Origin of the sequence: Hydrogenophaga luteola (assembly GCF_042648585.1) — a bacterium.
In the GTDB taxonomy this organism is placed as follows: domain Bacteria; phylum Pseudomonadota; class Gammaproteobacteria; order Burkholderiales; family Burkholderiaceae_C; genus Hydrogenophaga; species Hydrogenophaga luteola.
Map to the genome: position 1 here is coordinate 424,237 of NZ_JBHRXX010000002.1, position 17,182 is coordinate 441,418.

At 67.1% G+C, this 17,182-nt stretch carries 15 protein-coding genes; 7 read left to right on the forward strand and 8 right to left on the reverse strand.

Annotation, left to right across the window (positions count from 1 at the left end):
• Nucleotides 1-214 precede the first annotated feature (214 nt).
• Nucleotides 215-604: a hypothetical protein gene (locus tag ACFOPI_RS05815; protein WP_382172015.1), complete on the forward strand. Its 390-nt coding sequence runs from the start codon at nucleotides 215-217 to the stop codon at nucleotides 602-604.
• A gap of 1,211 nt (nucleotides 605-1,815) precedes the next feature.
• Here ACFOPI_RS05815 and ACFOPI_RS05820 read toward each other — a convergent pair.
• The 5 genes from ACFOPI_RS05820 to ACFOPI_RS05840 all read right to left on the reverse strand — a co-directional run bounded on the left by ACFOPI_RS05820 (nucleotide 1,816) and on the right by ACFOPI_RS05840 (nucleotide 7,875).
• On the reverse strand, nucleotides 1,816-2,538 hold the full coding sequence (locus ACFOPI_RS05820) for a DUF6602 domain-containing protein (protein ID WP_382173064.1): 723 nt from the start codon (nucleotides 2,536-2,538) through the stop codon (nucleotides 1,816-1,818).
• Between the two features lie 448 nt (nucleotides 2,539-2,986).
• The gene (gene pdeM, locus ACFOPI_RS05825; RefSeq protein WP_382172018.1) at nucleotides 2,987-3,667 is read right to left on the reverse strand and encodes a ligase-associated DNA damage response endonuclease PdeM; all 681 of its coding nucleotides are present in this window, start codon (nucleotides 3,665-3,667) and stop codon (nucleotides 2,987-2,989) included.
• Complete coding sequence (locus tag ACFOPI_RS05830; RefSeq protein WP_382172021.1) at nucleotides 3,645-4,268, reverse strand: glutathione S-transferase family protein; 624 nt, start codon at nucleotides 4,266-4,268, stop codon at nucleotides 3,645-3,647. Before ACFOPI_RS05830 ends, pdeM begins: the two co-directional genes overlap by 23 nt.
• Before the next feature lie 60 nt (nucleotides 4,269-4,328).
• Nucleotides 4,329-6,875, reverse strand: a complete 2,547-nt coding sequence (locus ACFOPI_RS05835) for a ligase-associated DNA damage response DEXH box helicase (RefSeq protein ID WP_382173065.1) — start codon at nucleotides 6,873-6,875, stop codon at nucleotides 4,329-4,331.
• Nucleotides 6,876-6,969: 94 nt separating this feature from the next.
• Nucleotides 6,970-7,875: a DMT family transporter gene (locus ACFOPI_RS05840; protein ID WP_382172024.1), complete on the reverse strand. Its 906-nt coding sequence runs from the start codon at nucleotides 7,873-7,875 to the stop codon at nucleotides 6,970-6,972.
• 65 nt (nucleotides 7,876-7,940) lie between these two features.
• On the opposite strand from ACFOPI_RS05840, the gene ACFOPI_RS05845 reads away from it, so the two are divergent.
• Nucleotides 7,941-8,867, forward strand: coding sequence for a LysR family transcriptional regulator (locus ACFOPI_RS05845; RefSeq protein WP_382172027.1), 927 nt, complete (start codon nucleotides 7,941-7,943; stop codon nucleotides 8,865-8,867).
• Here ACFOPI_RS05845 and ACFOPI_RS05850 read toward each other — a convergent pair.
• The gene (locus ACFOPI_RS05850; RefSeq protein WP_382172030.1) at nucleotides 8,855-9,724 is read right to left on the reverse strand and encodes an AraC family transcriptional regulator; all 870 of its coding nucleotides are present in this window, start codon (nucleotides 9,722-9,724) and stop codon (nucleotides 8,855-8,857) included. The two genes, ACFOPI_RS05845 and ACFOPI_RS05850, sit on opposite strands and share 13 nt — an antisense overlap.
• 109 nt (nucleotides 9,725-9,833) lie before the next feature.
• Between ACFOPI_RS05850 and ACFOPI_RS05855 the strand changes: the two genes are divergently transcribed.
• From ACFOPI_RS05855 to ACFOPI_RS05875, 5 genes are all read left to right on the forward strand, one after another.
• The gene (locus ACFOPI_RS05855) at nucleotides 9,834-10,382 is read left to right on the forward strand and encodes a peroxiredoxin-like family protein (protein WP_382172033.1); all 549 of its coding nucleotides are present in this window, start codon (nucleotides 9,834-9,836) and stop codon (nucleotides 10,380-10,382) included.
• Between the two features lie 154 nt (nucleotides 10,383-10,536).
• The gene (locus ACFOPI_RS05860; protein ID WP_382172036.1) at nucleotides 10,537-11,028 is read left to right on the forward strand and encodes a YHS domain-containing (seleno)protein; all 492 of its coding nucleotides are present in this window, start codon (nucleotides 10,537-10,539) and stop codon (nucleotides 11,026-11,028) included.
• 359 nt (nucleotides 11,029-11,387) lie between these two features.
• Entirely contained in the window at nucleotides 11,388-12,083 is a 696-nt protein-coding gene (locus ACFOPI_RS05865; RefSeq protein ID WP_382172039.1) for a DUF6969 family protein, read from the forward strand.
• Nucleotides 12,080-12,856: a response regulator transcription factor gene (locus ACFOPI_RS05870; RefSeq protein ID WP_382172042.1), complete on the forward strand. Its 777-nt coding sequence runs from the start codon at nucleotides 12,080-12,082 to the stop codon at nucleotides 12,854-12,856. The genes ACFOPI_RS05865 and ACFOPI_RS05870 overlap by 4 nt, the downstream gene beginning before the upstream one ends.
• Nucleotides 12,853-14,379, forward strand: coding sequence for a sensor histidine kinase (locus ACFOPI_RS05875; protein WP_382172044.1), 1,527 nt, complete (start codon nucleotides 12,853-12,855; stop codon nucleotides 14,377-14,379). Before ACFOPI_RS05870 ends, ACFOPI_RS05875 begins: the two co-directional genes overlap by 4 nt.
• A 45-nt stretch (nucleotides 14,380-14,424) precedes the next feature.
• On the opposite strand, the gene ACFOPI_RS05880 is transcribed toward ACFOPI_RS05875, so the two are convergent.
• Nucleotides 14,425-16,080, reverse strand: a complete 1,656-nt coding sequence (locus tag ACFOPI_RS05880; protein ID WP_382172047.1) for an ATP-dependent DNA ligase — start codon at nucleotides 16,078-16,080, stop codon at nucleotides 14,425-14,427.
• Nucleotides 16,077-17,126 carry a ligase-associated DNA damage response exonuclease gene (locus ACFOPI_RS05885; protein ID WP_382172049.1) on the reverse strand — a complete coding sequence of 350 codons (1,050 nt, stop codon included), beginning with the start codon at nucleotides 17,124-17,126 and terminating at the stop codon, nucleotides 16,077-16,079. Before ACFOPI_RS05885 ends, ACFOPI_RS05880 begins: the two co-directional genes overlap by 4 nt.
• Nucleotides 17,127-17,182 lie beyond the last annotated feature (56 nt).

The window sequence follows — 17,182 nt, forward strand, 5'->3', positions numbered from 1 at the left end:
GCTGGGCGGGGCAAAGTTCAAGGCTGTGCATGCCGGGGCGATTTCGGGCAAGACTGCCGCTGGAGGCTGGAGAGGATGGCAGGTCACCGGGGACTCAGCCTGTGGATGGACGGCCAGGTTCTGCGGAATACATTACATAGGCTGCTGGTCAATACGAGCGCTGCGCTACGCAGTCGCGAGACACGCCAGATCCTCGGAGCGGGAAGGAGTTCGAATGCAACGCGTTATCGCCACGTCAATTGAAACCCCATGGGTATTTCAATCTGGAACAGACATCATGAGTGTTCATCTCGAATGGGGCGAACTAGCCATAACGCTTATGTCGGGTGGAGATAGGAAGGTCGCAGTCGTTAGGTTCAGTGAAATCATAGGCTTCAGATTTCTGGACGAAGGCGATCTACTTGAGTTTTGGCCTGCGTGTGCAGCGGCCCAAGGCTGGCTCTTCCGAATAGAAGAGAACGGTTGGTTTGACTTGGAAGCCTCTCGGCCTGGCTTTATTCGGAGCGAAGTCAAAGGTCTCTCGGAGTACTTCGTGGCAAGCCAAAATGGCTGTGTGAGTGTCCTGACGGGTGATCTCCCAAAGGTTGAAATCTGGCCGATCTGAAGAACGGACAAGTTCCTAAGGGCCAGGACCGGGTTCCCCTGGAAAACACGGACAGTGGACATTGACTTGTAGAGCCATCGCTCCGGGAGTCAGCTTCCTGAAGCGGCCTCGTACTCATACTACCGGCCACATGCGGATATTCATTTGAAATGAAACCCAACCCACAGTTCACTGCGGAACTACGGTTCCACTTCAATGAGCACGCGGCGCCGGACCGCAGGCGTTGGTTTATGTTCGGTGAAGACTTACATCGTCGCGTGCCGATGTCCATGAACGGCGTAGACGGGTTGAACACCATCGGAATGTGGGTAAAAGAGCCTTCGACATTCCATCCCGGTGATACGGCTAGAGTCGACTGCGTCGTAGTGACACCTGAAATTTTCTCAGCAGCCATCAGGCCAGGCGTGAGCTTTGAGCTCTGGGATGGTGGGTATTTTGCGACCGGAACTGTTCTCGAACGATTCGACACTGCCTGGCCAGATCACGTAGTCGGGAAGTCCAATTCGGGCCAATAGCGGCCGGTTGGACGTACCGTTCGGCGGCCTTATCGGGGCGTAGGACTACGCACAAAACAAGCCTCACCCGAAACACTCAGAGGCCCCCAGTTGTATAGCAGCCAGCATAGGACGCTGTTCAAAACTCCGAATGCCGCGTACCCAGCGGCCATGCTTCCTGACCACTCGGCTCCCCAAAACAGCACTTCGTACACGCCCGCCCCGAGCGCCGCGCCCATGGGGGCTGCAAGTGCAAACTGCTGTGCCACGCTTCTTGGGCGACGTACCAAAAACGCGTGAAGCAAAGGAACGGCAATTCCAGCGACGAGTACGCTGATTGGGTAGCTGAACCACGCGGTGAACACCAACATTGGAGCCAAGAGAACCGCAGTCAGGTGTACCAACGCTGGTGCGAGCAAGACGATGAGGAAGAGCCGAAAAGACACTTTCATTTGAGATGTTCTAGGTCGGACTGATGACGACCGCTTCTGGCCGGGAGCTTGAGCACGCGGCAGTGCCGGGAACATGTCCTTCACTGAAGGAGCTCTCGCCAACCAAAGCCAGGAATCGGCACTGTCCACGGACTGCAACTGCCGGCCAGTAGCAGTCGGTGGACAAGCGGGAAAGCTGCCATTCAACGGTATCGTCCACAAAGCCGCGGCGAACGAATTTCGATTTCAATACCGCGTGACCCGCTGCTCCGTGTGCAACGGATTGTTAGGCCGCTTTATGCACGTTGTTAATGATGTCCCCATATAAATAAAGGATTTCGGTGGATGCCGCAGCGTTTTGCTGGAGGCCATGCAGTGCCCAAACAATTGCTTGCAGGTCGGGGTCGCGAGTGATGAGACAAAAAGAACCTACTTCTGGTTTCTCGTCTGGGCCACCAGTGGTTGATTCTAATTTCATTCCTTTGATGACGCGAAAAATTGCATATTTTCCGGCAACGTGTATCAGATGAGGCCGCCGGCTCATAGGGATGTCGGAGTTCTCTTTGTAGTATGTGTCGACGTGTTGGAGAATTGTGTGGCCCTCAAGTCCGCTACTTGCATAAATTATCTTGTAGGGCCAGTCGTCATAGTTGGGTATTTGGATTGTGAACGAGACGCGCCCATCGAGGCTCTTCATAGGTGGAATTGACGCGATACCGCCCAATGCGTCGAAAAGCTGATTCTTGTCCAGTGTTGATTTAATAGATGCAACACCGAGTGTCCCTTCAACCGGAGAGAACGATTTTCCACCGCCGTCCGCATTATGAAAGTCAAAACGGGGTGCCGTGTCTGTAGTCACAATCACGTCGAGTTGCTTCGATTCGGTGCCGTCGTCGTGAAAGAGAAATCCACCAAGGAAGACATTGCATTTGGATGGGGCGTGCTGACGAAGGAAATCCGCGTAAATTCGTTCCCGTGAAGTGCCAATGTCGCTGGTATTCGGGAATATAGACGCCGCCTCAGCATCACCGCGTAGAACCTACGCAACCTTCTGATAGTAGTCGCGCAAACGCTTATAGAACTCTCGTGCCATGCTCGTAAGACCTAACGTAATGCATCCCGCAGAACCTGCGGGACAAATTGGACGGTGCGGGATATTCTGGTCACTTCAACCTCCAGAAAACTCAATCGCGTCAATGGGTTGGAGGCGGAGGCCTGATTTCTATCCAGGTACAAGTAAAGCACGAAACCCGGCATCCACATCCAACCAGTGACCACTTCCCTTTGGGTCCTTGTACGACCGCGGTGGGTCGCGAAGAGCCATTCGCTCTGGCGGATAGGAGTCGTTGGGAACAGCGTGCAGCCCATGCTTTCGGATGGTGGTTGCTTGCCGATAGCGGCTGAAGGCACACCCAACAAGCAGCCTGCACGTGCCCAACTTCGCGGCGGGAAAACCGTCAACGCCCCGGCACAGCCCACACCCGCTGCCCGCCAATCGCATGAAAGCACCTGCCCGGCGCAGCCGGCAGGGCATGCCCACCGGTGAACGCGCCAAACGCCGGCAGCACGGCCTGGCCCGGTTCGCTCACGAAGCAGGGCAGGCGCAGCGCGTCGCGCGCGGGGCCGCTGAGCTGGCAGACCGGGTGCAGGTGGCCGGCGAGCACGAAGTGGGTGGGGTGGGTTTGTGGGTGGTGGCAGCAGGCGAAGGGGCCGAGCAGCCAGGGCTCGTCCACCACCTCGATGCGCGCCTCGGGCGGCGGGTCGCCCGCGCGGTCGTCGTGGTTACCGCGCACCAGGGTCATCGCCACGCTGCGGTGGCGTTCGCGCCAGTCGTGCAGGGCCTTGAGCACCGGGGGCGTGCGGCCGGTGGCCGCGTGCAGGAAGTCGCCGAGGAACACCAGCCGTTCGGGGTGGTGCACCGCGATGAGATCGCTCAGCCGCGCGAGGTTGTCGCGCGTGGTGCCGCCGGGCACGGGCTGGCCCAGCGCGCGGTAGCTCGCGGCCTTGCCCAGGTGCAGGTCGGCGATGAACAGCGCCTGGCCCGCCGGCCACCACAGCGCGTGCGCGGGCAGCAGGTGCAGCGCCTCGCCGGCCCAATGGACAGTGGCGTGCCCGTCAGGCGTAGTCGTAGGTGCCACCTTTTTTCAGAGCCGTTTGGTAGGCCGGGCGGGCGTGGATCTTCTTGAGCCAGGCCATGGTGGCCGGGCGCGAGGGGCCGAGGCCGGCGCGCGAGACGGCGGCTTCGAGCGGGAAGCTCATCATGATGTCGGCCGCGGTCATCTGCTTGCCGGCGAACCAGGGGCGCGAGGCCAGCACCTGCTCCACATAGTCCAGGTGCACGTCCACCATGGGCTGCACCTTCTTCACCGCGATCCCGCCGATCAGCGGCACCTTGCTCATGGCCAGCATCAGCAGCAGGTTGGGCATGAGCGAGCCTTCGGCGTAGTGCATGAACTGGCGGTACTGCAGCAGCCCGTCGCCCTGGTTGGCGGGGCCGAGCTTGCCGGTCTTGTCGACCAGGTATTCGCAGATGGCGCCGGTCTCCACCAGCTTGAGCTTGCCGTCTTCCAGCACCGGCGACTTGCCCAGCGGGTGCACCTTCTTCAGTTCGGGCGGCGCGAGCATGGTCGCCTTGTCGCGCTCGTAGAAGCGGATCTCGTAGGGCAGTTCCAGCTCTTCGAGCATCCACAGCAGGCGCTGCGAGCGGGAGTTGTTCAGGTGGTGGACGATGAGGGTCATGGTCGCGTGGTGTGGAAGGTGAAGCGACGGATTGTGGCGGCTGGGCCTGGAGTCTGCAGCCTAAAGCGGTCTTCGGGGGCGGTGTGGCCGCCGTGCCCGCTTCGCCGCCGCGGGGGGCTTGTCCGGCGCGCCCTCGCGCCCAAAGGCCAGCGAGCCGCGCACCTGTTCCGGGTCGCTGTCGGCGTGGCCGCCTGCAGCCTTCTCCAGCTGCGCCAGCATGCGCGCGATGCGGTCGGCCACGCTTTCGTTGCTCAGCTTTTCGCGCAGGCGTTCGACCATCAGCGGGAAGGCAAAGGGTGTGGGCCGCGCCAGATCCTTCAGCACCAGCGACTGCCGCGCCATGCGGCGCAGCGCTTCGCGCAGGCGGCCGATCTCCAGCTCCTGCGCCAGCAGCTCGGCCTCGGCCTGTTGCAGCAGGCGGTTGCCAGGGTCGTACTTGCGAAACACCTCCCAGAACAGGCTGCTGGAGGCCTGCAGCTGCCGGCTGCTGCGCTTCTCGCCCGGGTGGCCCTGAAAAATCAGACCCGAGACGCGCGCGATCTCGCGAAAGCGCCGCTGCGCGAGTTCGCTGGCGTTCAGGCTCTGCAGGATCTCGCTCAGCAAGGCCTCGTCGTCGGTCTGTTCCTTCAACAGGGCGGGCAGCAGCGATGGCCAGTCGATGGCGGTGGCGCTCAACAGCTCGAAGCCGTAGTCGTTGACGGCGATGGAGAAGGTGTTGGGCGCGTGCTGCGCCACGCGCCAGGCGATCAGGCTGGCCAGGCCCAGGTGCGCGTGCCGGCCGGCGAAGGGGTAGAGGAAGAGGTGCGTGCCCTCGCGCGAGTGCATGACCTCGGCGAGCAAGGTGTCGGGCGAAGGCAGGGCGGACCACTGCGCTTGCAGTTCGAGCAGGGGCCGTGCGGCCTGCAGCTCGGGGTCGTCAAAGTCGCTGGCCTGCACCCGCGCCAGCTGCGCCACCACGGCGTCGGCCAGCGTGGTCGAGAGCGGCATCTTGCCGCCGTTCCAGCGCGGCACTGCGGGCTTGCGGCCGGTGGCCCGCTTGACCCAGGCCGTCATGTCGTGAATGCGCACCAGCTCCAGCAGCCGGCCCGCGAACAGAAAGCAGTCGCCGGGTTTCAGACGCGCGGCAAAGCTCTCTTCGACGTTCCCGATCTTGCTGCCGCCGACGTACTGCACCGCCATGCTGGCGTCGCTGACGATGGTGCCGATGTTCATGCGGTGGCGTCGCGCCAGCCGTGCGTCGGGCACGCGCCAGACGCCGTGTTCGTCCGCCACCACGCGGTGGTAGTCCGGGTAGGCCGCGAGCGACGGCCCGCCTTGCGAGACGAAGTCCAGGCACCAGCGCCAGTGCTCGTCGGGCAGCTCGGCGTAGGCGGCGGTGCTGCGGATTTCGGCCAGCAGCGCGTCGGGCTGGAAGCCGCCGCCGAGGGCGACGGTCACCAGGTGCTGCACCAGCACGTCCAGCGGCTGGCGCGGCGTCTCGCGCGCCTCGATCTGCCCGGCGTAGACAGCGGCGCGGGCGGCCGCGCCTTCGACCAGCTCCAGGCTGTGCGTGGGCACGATGCTCACGCGCGAGGGCCGGCCCGGCGCGTGGCCCGAGCGGCCCGCGCGCTGCAGCAGCCGCGCAATGCCCTTGGGCGACCCGATCTGCAGCACGCGCTCCACCGGCAGGAAATCCACGCCCAGGTCCAGGCTGCTGGTGCAGACCACGGCGCGCAGTTCGCCCGCCTTGAGCCCGGCCTCCACCCACTCGCGCACCGAGCGGTCCAGCGAGCCGTGGTGCAGCGCGATCAGGCCGGCCCACTCAGGCTTGGAGTCCAGCAGCGCCTGGTACCAGATCTCGGCCTGAGAGCGCGTGTTGGTGAATACCAGGGTGCTGCCGCTGCCCTCGATCTCGCTCACCACCGACGGCAGCATGGCCAGGCCCAGGTGGCCGCCCCAGGGGAAACGGTCCACGCGCGGCGGCAGCAGGGTGTCCACCGTCAGTTGCTTGGGGGTCTGGCCGCGCACCATGCGGCCGGCCGCTGCGGCCTGCCGGCCGAGCAGGGTGTGCATGGCTTCGTCGAGGTTGCCCAGCGTGGCCGACATGCCCCAGATGCGCAGCGCCGGGTTCCAGCGCCGCAGCCGCGCGATGGCCAGTTGCGCCTGCACGCCGCGCTTGTTGCCCATCAGTTCGTGCCACTCGTCCACCACCACCAGCGCGGTGCGGCCCAGTTGCTCCTGCGCGTCGGCTCGCGCGATCAGCAGGCTCAGGCTCTCAGGCGTGGTCACCAACACGGTGGGCAGGCGCTCGGCCTGCCTGGCGCGTTCGCTGCTCGACGTGTCGCCGCTGCGTGCGCCGGCGGTCCAGGCGGGCGCCAGGTCGGGCAGTGGCGCTTGCAATGCCCGCAGCGTGTCGGCGGCCAGCGCGCGCATGGGCGTGAGCCAGACCACCGTGAGCGGCGGTGTGCGCTTGGCGTCCGCATCGGCCAGCGCCTGCAGCGCACCCAGCCACACGGCGTAGGTCTTGCCGGCGCCCGTGGTGGCGTGCAGCAGGCCGCTTTCGCCGCGCGCCATCGCGTCCCAGACCTCGCGCTGAAAGGGGAAGGGCGACCAGCCGCGCGCGGCCATCCAGGCGGCGGCGTCGGGGCGGTGGGGGGCATTGGCGCGGGCGGGCACGGTGCGGCCATTCTGGCAGCGGGCCGGCCGCCGCGCCCGGCCGGGGTCAAGCGCGCGGGCGCGTCACCCAGGCGGCCGAGGCCACGATCAGCAAGCCGCCGAGCCAGCCCATCCAGGTCAGCTGCTCGCCCAGCCAGAGCACCGCGATCAGCGCTCCCCACAGCGGCTCGCTGCCCATGAGCAGGGCCACGCGCGAAGGGCTGGTGCGCGCCACCGCGTGGTTCTGCACGAAGAAGGCCAGCACCGTGCACAGCAGCACGAGGAAGGCCATGGCGCCCCAGAAGCTGGCGCCCGTGGGCAGCGGCACCCAGCCCGGGCCGGGCGCCACCGCCATCAGAACGGCCGTGCCCAGCGCCATCACGCCCATCTGCACCGCGGTGGTGGTCAGCGCCGGCAGGCCGTGGCGCTGGCCCATGCGGCGCGTGAGGCAGACCATGACGCCACGCAGAAAGGCCGCGGCCACCATGAGCGTGTCGCCCCAGGACCAGCCGGCCCCACCGCCGCCGTGCTGGAACGCCAGCAAGCCCGCGCCCGCCAGCGACAGCGCCGCCGCGGCCAGCACCGTGCCGGTGGGCTTCTGGCCCAGCAACCACCATTCGCACAGCGGCGTGAAGGCCACGCACAGGCTGATCAGGAAGGCCGCGTTCGACGCGGTGGTTAGCGACACGCCGAAGGTCTCGCACAGGTAGATGGCCAGCAGGTTGGCGCCCAGCAAGCTGGTGCCGGCCAGCGCGGCGCGCCAGTGGGGCACGGCCAGCCCGCGCAGCGCGGGCAGCAGCAGCACGAAGGTCAGGCCGAAGCGCAGGAAGAGGAACTGCAGCACCGGCACCTGTTCGGTGGCGACCTTGGCGGCGCTGTAGCTGCCGCCCCAGATGGCGGCCACCAGGAGCAGCAGCCATTCGACGCGGAGCGTGCGGGGGAACGAAGCGGGAAGCGCAAGGGAAGAGGACATGCGGCGATTGTTCGGGGCCGGCCCCGCGCCGACTAGACTGGCCGCTGGAACAGGAGTTGTGCGCCGTGGGAAGCAATGATTTTCTGGATGTGATGCAGGAGCTGGTGGCCTTCGTTCGCGTGGCGGAGGCGGGCAGCTTCTCGGCCGCCGCTCGGGCGCAGGGCGTCACGCCCTCGGCCATCAGCCGACAGGTGGCGCGGCTGGAAAAAGCCCTGGGCCTGGCCCTGCTGCAGCGGACCACGCGCCAGCTGCGCCTGACCGACGCCGGCCTGGCCGTGCTGGAACACGGCCGCGCCATGGTGGCCGCCGCGCGCGCCACGCTGGAAGTGGCCGAAGGCCATGTGGGCGTGCCGCGCGGGCGCGTGCGCCTCAGCGCGCCCAAGGCCTTCGCGCGCCAGGTGCTGCACCAGCCGGTGCTGGACTTCCTGCAGCGCTACCCCGAGGTGGACGTGCACTTCCTGGTGCAGGACCGGCCGGTGGACGCGCTGCGCGAAGGTGTGGACCTGGTGGTGCGCCTGACCGACGACCCGCCGCCGGGCATGGTGGCGCGCGCACTGTGTCCGGTGCAGCAGTGGGTGGTCGCCAGCCCGGCCTACCAGGCGGCGCACCCGCCGGTGCACACGCCCGACGACCTGATGGCGCACAGCTGCATTGCCCTGGGCGAGCAGGAGCGCGACGGGCGCTGGCGCTTCGTGCGGGGTGATGAAGCCGTGGAGGTGGCGGTGTCCGGCCGCTACACCGTCAACCACAGCGAGATGCGGCTGGCCGCGGTGGAGGCCGGGCTGGGCATTGGCTGCATGCCGGACTTCGGCGCGCGCGAGGCCGTGGCCGCCGGCCGTGTGGTGCGCCTGCTGGCCGACTGGACCTTCGACACCCGTTACCAGGGCACGGCTTACCTGCTGTTCGCCGCTTCGCGCCACACCGCGCCCAAGGTGCGCGCGCTGATCGACCACCTGGTGGCTGCGCTCGGTCCCGGCACTCAGACCGCCTGAACGGCCGACAACCCGTCGGGCACGGGGTCGGCGTTGTCGCTGCCCGCCCGCGCCCGGGACAGGGCGCGGGACAGGGCGGAAACATTCCCGTAGCCGGCCACGCGGGCCGCTTCCTTGAGCCCTTTGCCCGAATCGACGGCACGCCGCGCCAGCGCCAGCCGGATGGCCGAGAGGTAGCGGCCGGGCGTGCGTCGCATCACCTCGCGGAAGGTGCTGGCGAAGGCCGTGCGGGACATGCCCGCTTCGCCCGCCAGCCGCTCCAGTGACCAGTCGGCCTGCGGGCGCTGGTGCATGGCCACCAGCGCGCGGGCGATCCTCGGGTCGGCGAGCCCGCTGAACAGGCCGGTGGCGCCGGGGCCGGGGTGGGCCACCAGATGGCGCAAGAGGCCGATGAACAGGATGTCGCCGGCGCGGTGGAGCAGGGCCGGCTGTCCGCAGCGCGGCGCACCCAGTTCCGTCTCGATCAGCGTCACCGCCAGCCGCAGGGCCGGCTCGTCGTTCGCCAGGCTCAGCACGCGGGGCTCGGCAAACTCCTCCAGGAACAGGTCGGCCACCGGGCCGGCGAGCCGGACGCGCGCGCGGATGAGGTGGCCCTGACCGCCCAGGCGCTTGCCTTCGAGGCGGTGCGGGGCGCTGGCGCGCATGACCACCATGGCCGGCGCGTGGACAGGCAATGTCCTGCCGGCCAGTCGCAGCCGCATGCCATCCCGGGTCAGCAGGTAGAGGCGCAGGTCTTCGGGGGTGGGTGCCGCCGCTGCGCCGTCCGCGTCGGCGGTGCCGGGGTCGAGCAGCACGGTGGGGGCCAGGCCCTCGAGCAAGGCGGAAAGGCGGTCGAGACGGGCGGGTGGCGCAGCCATGTTTATGAACGAACAGCAAACAAATGTGTACTTTGATTTGCCGATGGTACTGGAGACTGTTGTCACCCCATCACCGCTTGCCGGTGCAAACCCCAACCGAAGGAACGGCATGACCCCCTCGACCCTGATGCCCCGCTGGCCCGTCCCGGCGCTGAACGTGCCCCTCCTGGGCGGAGAACGCTTTGTGCTCGGCGCCCAGCCGGGCGAACGTTTCGATCTGATCGTGTTCTACCGCGGCCTGCATTGCCCGATCTGCGCCAAGTACCTGATGGAGCTTGAACGCCTGGTGCCCGAGTTCCACCAGCGCGGTGTTCAGGTGCTGGCGCTCAGCAGCGATGGCGAGGAGCGGGCGCGCGCGATGGCCGAGAAGGTCCAGGCCAAGGCACTGCGTTTCGGTCACAGCTTGTCGCTGCGCAGCGCGCGCCAGTGGGGCCTGTACATCAGCACCTCGCGCGGCAAGACCTCGATCGGCATCGATGAGCCCGAGCTCTTCAGCGAGCCCGGGGTCTTCATCGTCCGCCCCGACGGCACGCTGTACTACGGGTCGACCCAGACCATGCCGTTTGCGCGTCCCGCGTTTCAGGACCTGCTGGGCGCCATCGACTTCGCCATCGCCAAGGACTACCCGGCGCGGGGCGAGTACACCGGCAGCCTCTGACCCCTCCCCGCGGGACGCGTCCGTTCCGCGGGTGCGACGGATCGTGACGGGGGGCGCCGGGCCTGCCTTGGCGTCTTCTCGGCCCCCCAATTCATGAGAAGTCCGTGACGATTCGGTGAGGACTTGGGCACGGGGTTTCCGCAAACTGCGGCGCATGAACACCCAACACCCATCTGGAATGCCGCCACCCACCCACGACCTGCGGCGCCGCCGTTGGCTGGCGATGGCCGCGCTGCTGGCGTTATCGCCCACGGTCGCGTTCGCCGCAGGACCGGTGAACGTCGATGCACAAGGGGTGGCCTTGAAAGGGTACGACCCGGTGGCGTACTTCGAGGTCGGGCAGCCGGTCAAGGGCAAACCGGAGTTCAGCACCCGGTTCAACGGGGCGGTGTACTGGTTTTCGTCGGTCGCCCACCAGAAGGCCTTTGCGGACGACCCGCAGCGCTACGAGCCGCAGTTTGGCGGGTATTGCGCTTACGGCGTTGCGCAGGGTGTCAAACCGGACATCGACCCGAGCGCCTTTGCCATCGTGGACGGCAAGCTGTATCTCAACCTGAGTCCGGCCGTACAGAAGCGTTGGCAGGTCGACATACCCGGTCACATCACACAGGCCACCAAGAACTGGATCACCCTGAAGGACCAGTAGGCAGGGTTGCCCTGGGCCCAACCCTGTCTTTCTTTTCTCGTTCCCTCCACTCCATCAAGGACATCACCATGAGTTCACTCGCCTCCCATCTCTCCCGCGCTCTGGCCACGGCGGTGGTCACCACATCCGCTCTGGCTGGTTGCGCCAGCGCAGGTTGCGCCGCACGCTGCCGCCCCGCTGCCGCTTGCGCCGGCAAAAAATGCGGTGGCTGCACCGCCAGGAAATGTGGCGCGTGCGGTGCCAAAAAATGCGGCGCTTGCTGCGCCAAAAAGTGCGGAGCCTGCTGTGCCAAGAAGTGCGGAGCCTGCGGCGCCAAGAAGTGACGCGTAAGGTTTCGCCGCCCACAGCGACAGAACCCCATGCATCTGCCGCTCAAACGCCTGTCCATGGCTGAACTGCGTCGCAGCTTCCAAGCCGCGCAGTTCAGCCTGCAGGGCTTTGCCCAGGCCACCGCCGAGGATGGTTCGTTGATCCAGAGCTGGGTGGGTGGTGTACCGGTGGTGGCCATGGAGCACTACCCGCCTGCTGACGTGAAGGATGTGCAGCACGGCTATCAGTTTTTCTACCATTGCCACCGCGACGACGGCCTGGAGCATGGCCATGTGCATGTGTTTGCCCATGCCACCCGGTCCGGACGGAAGCGCAGGGCGCGAGACCGAGACCACTGGATTCGCACGGATCCCTCGCATCTGATCGCCATCGGTCTGGATGCGAGGGGCCTGCCGGTGTCCATCTTCACCGTGAACCGCTGGGTGACCGGCGGTCACTGGCTGGACACGCCGACGATCCTTCACTGGCTGCAGGGGCTGAACCTGGGCAGCGCCCAACGCCATGCCCTTTCCAGCCAGTGGTTGGCGGGCTTCGTCCAGATGTACCTGCCGGTGATCGAGCAACTGCTCAGGCGGCGTGACCGCTGGCTGGCCCGGCAGGCGGATCGAACCGCCGCGTTCCACGACCAGGACGCCGAAGTCATCAGCAGCGCCCTGATCGACTGGGCCGGCGATCTGGAGCGCCTCGAATCGGAATGGACACGCCGAAGCACGCCAAAGCCATGAACCACGCAATCGCCACCGGGACTTTCAGCCCGCACCCCACGACCCCTCGGGCCGATTCGGCGGTCCGCAACATCCTGGTGATCGAGGATGAGCGCGACATTGCCGATCTGATTGCCCTGCACCTGTCGGAACTGCCCGCCAACGTGACCATCGCCCATGACGGGTTGGGTGGCCTGGACCTTGCGATGCAGCGGCAGTGGGATGCCATCGTGCTCGACATCCGTCTGCCGGGTCTGAACGGCCTGGACCTGTGCCGCGAACTGCGCAGCAAGCTCTCGCCGGTGCCCATCCTGATGCTGACCGCGCGCAGCGGGGAGCTGGACCGGGTGCTCGGCCTGGAGCTGGGCGCCGACGACTACCTGACCAAGCCCTTCAGCGTGATCGAGCTGCAGGCGCGCGTGAAGGCACTGCTGCGGCGTTCGGCCATCACCACGGCGGCGCGAAATGACGCCAATTCACAGAAGCCCACCACGCTCGTGCAGGGTCACCTCAAGGTGGACCGCCTGCAGCGCCGTGCCTGGCTGGGGCAGACGGAAATCACGCTGGCGCCGCGCGAATTCGATCTGCTCTGGCATTTCATGCAGCAGCCAGGTCGGGTCTTCACCCGCAGCGAGCTGCTCGACGAGGTGTGGGGCCTCAGTCACGATGGCTACGACCACACCGTCAACAGCCACATCAACCGGCTGCGAAGCAAGCTGGGCGACGAGCGGACAGACGCCGGGTTCATCCACACGGTATGGGGTGTGGGCTACCGTTTCGAAGCACCCGCATGATGCCCATCCCGACCCGGCCTCCGGTGCCTGCATGGCGACGCCTGCATGTGCGGGCTGCGGCACTGACCGCCCCCCTGATGCTGCTGCTGGGTGTCTGCATGTACCTGCTGCTCCAGCACTTCAGTGCACAGAACGCCCTGGAAGCGAGCCAGCGCATGAACCTGGGCCTTGCGCAGTACGTTGCCGCGCATCAGGAGCCCGGCTTGCTGGACGCGCAAGGTCATCCCCGCAGCGACCGGGTGCAGGAACTGGCCATGCACGTCATGAAAATCAACCCTGCCGTGGAGGTGTACTTTCTGGACCTCGAAGGCCGGGTGTTGGCCCATGCCCTGGAAGGACTGCAGCACACCGACCCCGTCGGCGCATCGGTTGACCTGCGACCGGTCCGTCAACTTCTGGAAGCGCCGGAAGGAGACGCTGTGCGCCTGCCGGTCATGGGCTCCAACCCGCTGGCACCCGGGCAGGACACGGTCTTTTCGGTCGCCCCGCTGTTGAACGCCGATGGCCATGTGGGTAGCTACCTCTACATGATCCTCAACAGCCGCCTGGCACAGGCCGAAGCCACCAGCCTGGTCAATTCCGGCACTTTGCAGGCCATGGCGGTGGCTGCCGCCGCGGTTTCTGCGCTCGCGGCGCTGGTGCTTTGGCTGGCGTGGCATCACCTGACGCGACCGTTGCGCAGACTGACGGACGAGCTGTGTGCGTTCCGGCCACAAGGCAGCCCCAACGCCATCACCGGACGCGGGGACGAGATCGAGGTGCTGCATGCATCGGTGCGCGACATGCAGGACCGCATCGTCGAGCAGTTCCGGCAGCTTGAAGACAGCGACCGCCAGCGGCGCGAGTTGGTGAGCAACATTTCGCACGACCTGCGCACACCGCTTTCCAACGTCCGGGGCTATGTGGAAACGGTCATGCTGCGTGGGGATGGCATCGACGTCGAATCCCGCACCAGGCACCTGCGTACCGCGCTGCGGCACGCAGACCTGCTCGGCAAGCGCATTGCCGATCTGTTTGAGTTGTCCAAACTCGATGCCGATCGCTCCAAGCCCCAGACAGAAGTGTTCTGCCTGGCCGAACTGCTCCAGGACGTGGTGCAGAACTACCAGCTCACCGCCGAGGCGCGCGGCGTGAAGGTCGAGTTCTCCGCTGGCAGCCACGGCAAGGCCCGGGTGCGGGCGGACATTGCCATGATCGAGCGTGTGTTGCAGAACCTGGTCGACAACGCCTTGCGCCACACACCGACGGGAGGCTCGGTGAGCCTGGCGCTGGAGAACCACGGTGCTTACATGGAGATCAGCGTCAGCGACACCGGCAAAGGCATTCCCAGCGAACACCTCCCGCATATCTTCGAGCGCTACTGGCGGGCCGCAGATCCCGACGACGGTGCAGCCGGCGCCAGTTCAGGCCTCGGCCTGGCCATCGTCAAGCGCATCCTCGATCTTCACGGCAGCGCGGTGCAGGTGCATTCCGAACCGATGCGAGGCACCCGTTTCGGCTTTCTGTTGCCACAAGCCGCATAGCCACCTTGCGCACCCACCATCTCCTGGTGCCGGGTGGTGCTCGGTTCAGGCGCTGGCGGTCGGCAGCAGCGCCGCCAGCGTCTGCAGCGTGTCGGCGTCGTCCACCGGCTTGTCCTCGCGCCAGCGCAGCATGCGCGGAAAGCGCACCGCGATCCCGCTCTTGTGGCGCGGGCTGTGCGCGATGCCCTCGAAGCCCAGTTCAAAGACGAGGGTCGGGCGCACACTGCGCACCGGGCCGAAGCTCTCGATGGTGGTGGCGCGGATGATGGCGTCGACCCGCGCCATCTCGGCGTCCGACAGGCCGGAGTACGCCTTGGCGAACGGCACCAGCGCGCGGCCTTCGGTGCCGGGCGGTGCGTTCCACACCGCGAAGGTGTAGTCGCTGTACACGCTGGCGCGGCGACCGTGGCCGCGCTGGGCGTAGATCAGCACCGCGTCCACGCTCATGGGGTCGATCTTCCATTTCCACCAGGTGCCGGCGGCCTTGGTGCGGCCCACGCCGTAGGCGCTGGCGCGCTGCTTGAGCATGAAGCCTTCCGTGCCGCGTTCGCGCGCCTGTTCGCGCAGGGCCGCGAGTTGGGTCCAGGAGTCGCCGGTCAGCAGCGGGCTGGCGATCAGCAGCGGGTGGTTCAGGTCCTGCACCAGCGCGTCCAGCGCCGCGCGGCGGGTGTGCAGCGGCTGTTCGCGCAGGTCCTGGCCACCGTGTTCGAGCAGGTCGTAGGCCAGCAGCGCCACGGGCAGTTCGCGCAGGATCTTGGGGCCCAGGGTCTTGCGGCCGATGCGCTTCTGCAGGTCGGCGAAGGGCTGCGGCTTGCCCTCGCGCCACACAACGATCTCGCCGTCGAGCACCGTGCCCTCGGGCAGGGCCTCGCCGAGTGCGGCGAGCTCGGGGAAGCGCTCGGTCACCAGCTCCTCGCCGCGAGACCACAGCCAGACCTGGCCCGCGCGCTTCACGAGTTGCGCGCGGATGCCGTCCCACTTCCATTCCACCTGCCAGTCGGCGGGCGGGCCCAGCAGCTCGTCGAAGCGTTCCAGCGCTTCGTTGAACGGATGCGCGAGGAAGAAGGGGTAGGGCTGGCCGCTGGTCTGCTGGTTCTGTTCGGTGGCGCTTTCCGGCGCCACCAGCGCCGCGTAGTCGGCCGCGGTGGGCTGGGCGCCGATGTGGGTGTAGCCCATGAGCCGCTGCGCCACGCGTTTGGCGTCGACGCCGGCCACCGTCGCCAGCGCCTGCGTGACCTGCAGCTTGGACACGCCGACGCGGAAGCCGCCGGTGATGAGCTTGAAGTAGACGAAGCGCTGGTCGTCGGGCAGGGCGTCCCATTGTTCGCGCAGGCGTTCGGCGAGGGCTTCGGGCGGCAGACCACGCAGCGGCAGCAGGTGCCGCGTCAGCCACCCGGCCAGCCCGCGGTCCACCGGCGCGGCGGCCGGCGGCAGCAGCAGCGATACGGTCTCGGCCAGATCGCCCACGGTCTGGTAGCTCTCCTCAAACAGCCACTCAGGCAGACCGGCGGCCGCCTGCGCCAACTCGCGCAGCGCGCGCGTGGGCACCGTCTGGCGCGGCTTGCCGCCGGCCAGGAAGTACACCGCCCAGGCCGCGTCTTCAGCGGGCGCTTCGTTGAAGTAGCGCTGAAGCGCCGCCTGCTTCTCGCGCGTGGCGGTGCTGGCGTCCAGCTCACGGTAGAGGGCGGCGAAGCGCTTCATGCCACCGGCTCCTCGGGCTGCGCTTTGTCCGCTGCGTCCTCGTCGCCGTACTCGGTCTCGAAGGCGTGCGCGTCCAGGCCCTGCTCGGTCAGCCAGCGCACCAGCACCGGCACGCTGCCGTGCGTCACGCGGATGTGTTCGGCGCCTGTGGCTTTGATGGCGCTCATCAGCCCCGGCCAGTCGGCGTGGTCGGACATCACGAAACCCCGGTCCACCCCGCGCCGCCGCCGCGTGCCGCGCACCAGCATCCAGCCGCTGGCGAAAGCGTCCACCGCGTCGGCGCCGAAGCGCTTCATCCACGGCGTGCCCTGGGCCGACGGTGGGGCGAGCACCAGCGCGCGCTGCAGCGCGGTCTTGTCCAGTTCGGTCACGCGGTGCGTGGGCGGCAGGTGCACGTGGGCCGCGCGGTACACCGCGTTCAGCGGCTCCACCGCGCCGTGCACGACGATGGGGCCGATGCTGGCGTCCACCCCGTGCAGCAGCCGCTGCGCCTTGCCGAAGGCGTAACACAGCAGCACCGAGGCGCGGCCCTCGTCCGCGTTGCGTCGCCACCAGGCGTTGATCTCGTCGAACAGCACCGCCTGCGTGGGCCAGCGGTAGATGGGCAGGCCGAAGGTGGATTCGGTGATGAAGGTGTCGCAGCGCACCGGCTCGAACGGGGTGCAGGTGCCGTCGGCCTCGGTCTTGTAGTCGCCCGAGGCGACCCACACGCGGCCGCCATGTTCCAGCCGCACCTGGGCCGACCCCAGCACATGGCCGGCCGGGTGCAGCGACAGTCGCACACCGTGGTGCTCGATCACCTCGCCATAGTCCAGCGTCTGCAGCGCGATGTCGGCGCCCAGCCGCTGGCGCAACGTGCCCGCACTGAGCGTGTGCGCCAGGTAGTGCGCATGGCCCCAGCGCGCGTGGTCCGAATGGCCGTGCGTGATCACGGCCCGCTCCACAGGCCGCCAGGGGTCGATGAAGAAGTCCCCCGCCGGGCAGTACAGGCCTTCGGGGCGGGCAACGATGAGGTCGGAAGCGGTGGCGGTGGGGGTGGCGGCCATGGCGCACGCCAGTGTGCCGCAGCCGACCGGCGGAGCACCTGCGGTTCCTGCAGAAA

Bases quoted from the DNA above. Each gene is read 5' to 3' on its own strand.
- ACFOPI_RS05815 (WP_382172015.1), top strand. From the start codon at position 215: ATGCAACGCGTTATCGCCACGTCAATTGAAACCCCATGGGTATTTCAA.
- ACFOPI_RS05880 (WP_382172047.1), bottom strand. From the start codon at position 16,080: ATGAAGCGCTTCGCCGCCCTCTACCGTGAGCTGGACGCCAGCACCGCC.
- ACFOPI_RS05870 (WP_382172042.1), top strand. From the start codon at position 12,080: ATGAACCACGCAATCGCCACCGGGACTTTCAGCCCGCACCCCACGACC.
- ACFOPI_RS05885 (WP_382172049.1), bottom strand. From the start codon at position 17,126: ATGGCCGCCACCCCCACCGCCACCGCTTCCGACCTCATCGTTGCCCGC.
- ACFOPI_RS05875 (WP_382172044.1), top strand. From the start codon at position 12,853: ATGATGCCCATCCCGACCCGGCCTCCGGTGCCTGCATGGCGACGCCTG.
- ACFOPI_RS05855 (WP_382172033.1), top strand. From the start codon at position 9,834: ATGACCCCCTCGACCCTGATGCCCCGCTGGCCCGTCCCGGCGCTGAAC.
- ACFOPI_RS05835 (WP_382173065.1), bottom strand. From the start codon at position 6,875: ATGGCCGCGCGCGGCTGGTCGCCCTTCCCCTTTCAGCGCGAGGTCTGG.
- ACFOPI_RS05860 (WP_382172036.1), top strand. From the start codon at position 10,537: ATGAACACCCAACACCCATCTGGAATGCCGCCACCCACCCACGACCTG.
- ACFOPI_RS05830 (WP_382172021.1), bottom strand. From the start codon at position 4,268: ATGACCCTCATCGTCCACCACCTGAACAACTCCCGCTCGCAGCGCCTG.
- ACFOPI_RS05850 (WP_382172030.1), bottom strand. From the start codon at position 9,724: ATGGCTGCGCCACCCGCCCGTCTCGACCGCCTTTCCGCCTTGCTCGAG.
- ACFOPI_RS05840 (WP_382172024.1), bottom strand. From the start codon at position 7,875: ATGTCCTCTTCCCTTGCGCTTCCCGCTTCGTTCCCCCGCACGCTCCGC.
- ACFOPI_RS05865 (WP_382172039.1), top strand. From the start codon at position 11,388: ATGCATCTGCCGCTCAAACGCCTGTCCATGGCTGAACTGCGTCGCAGC.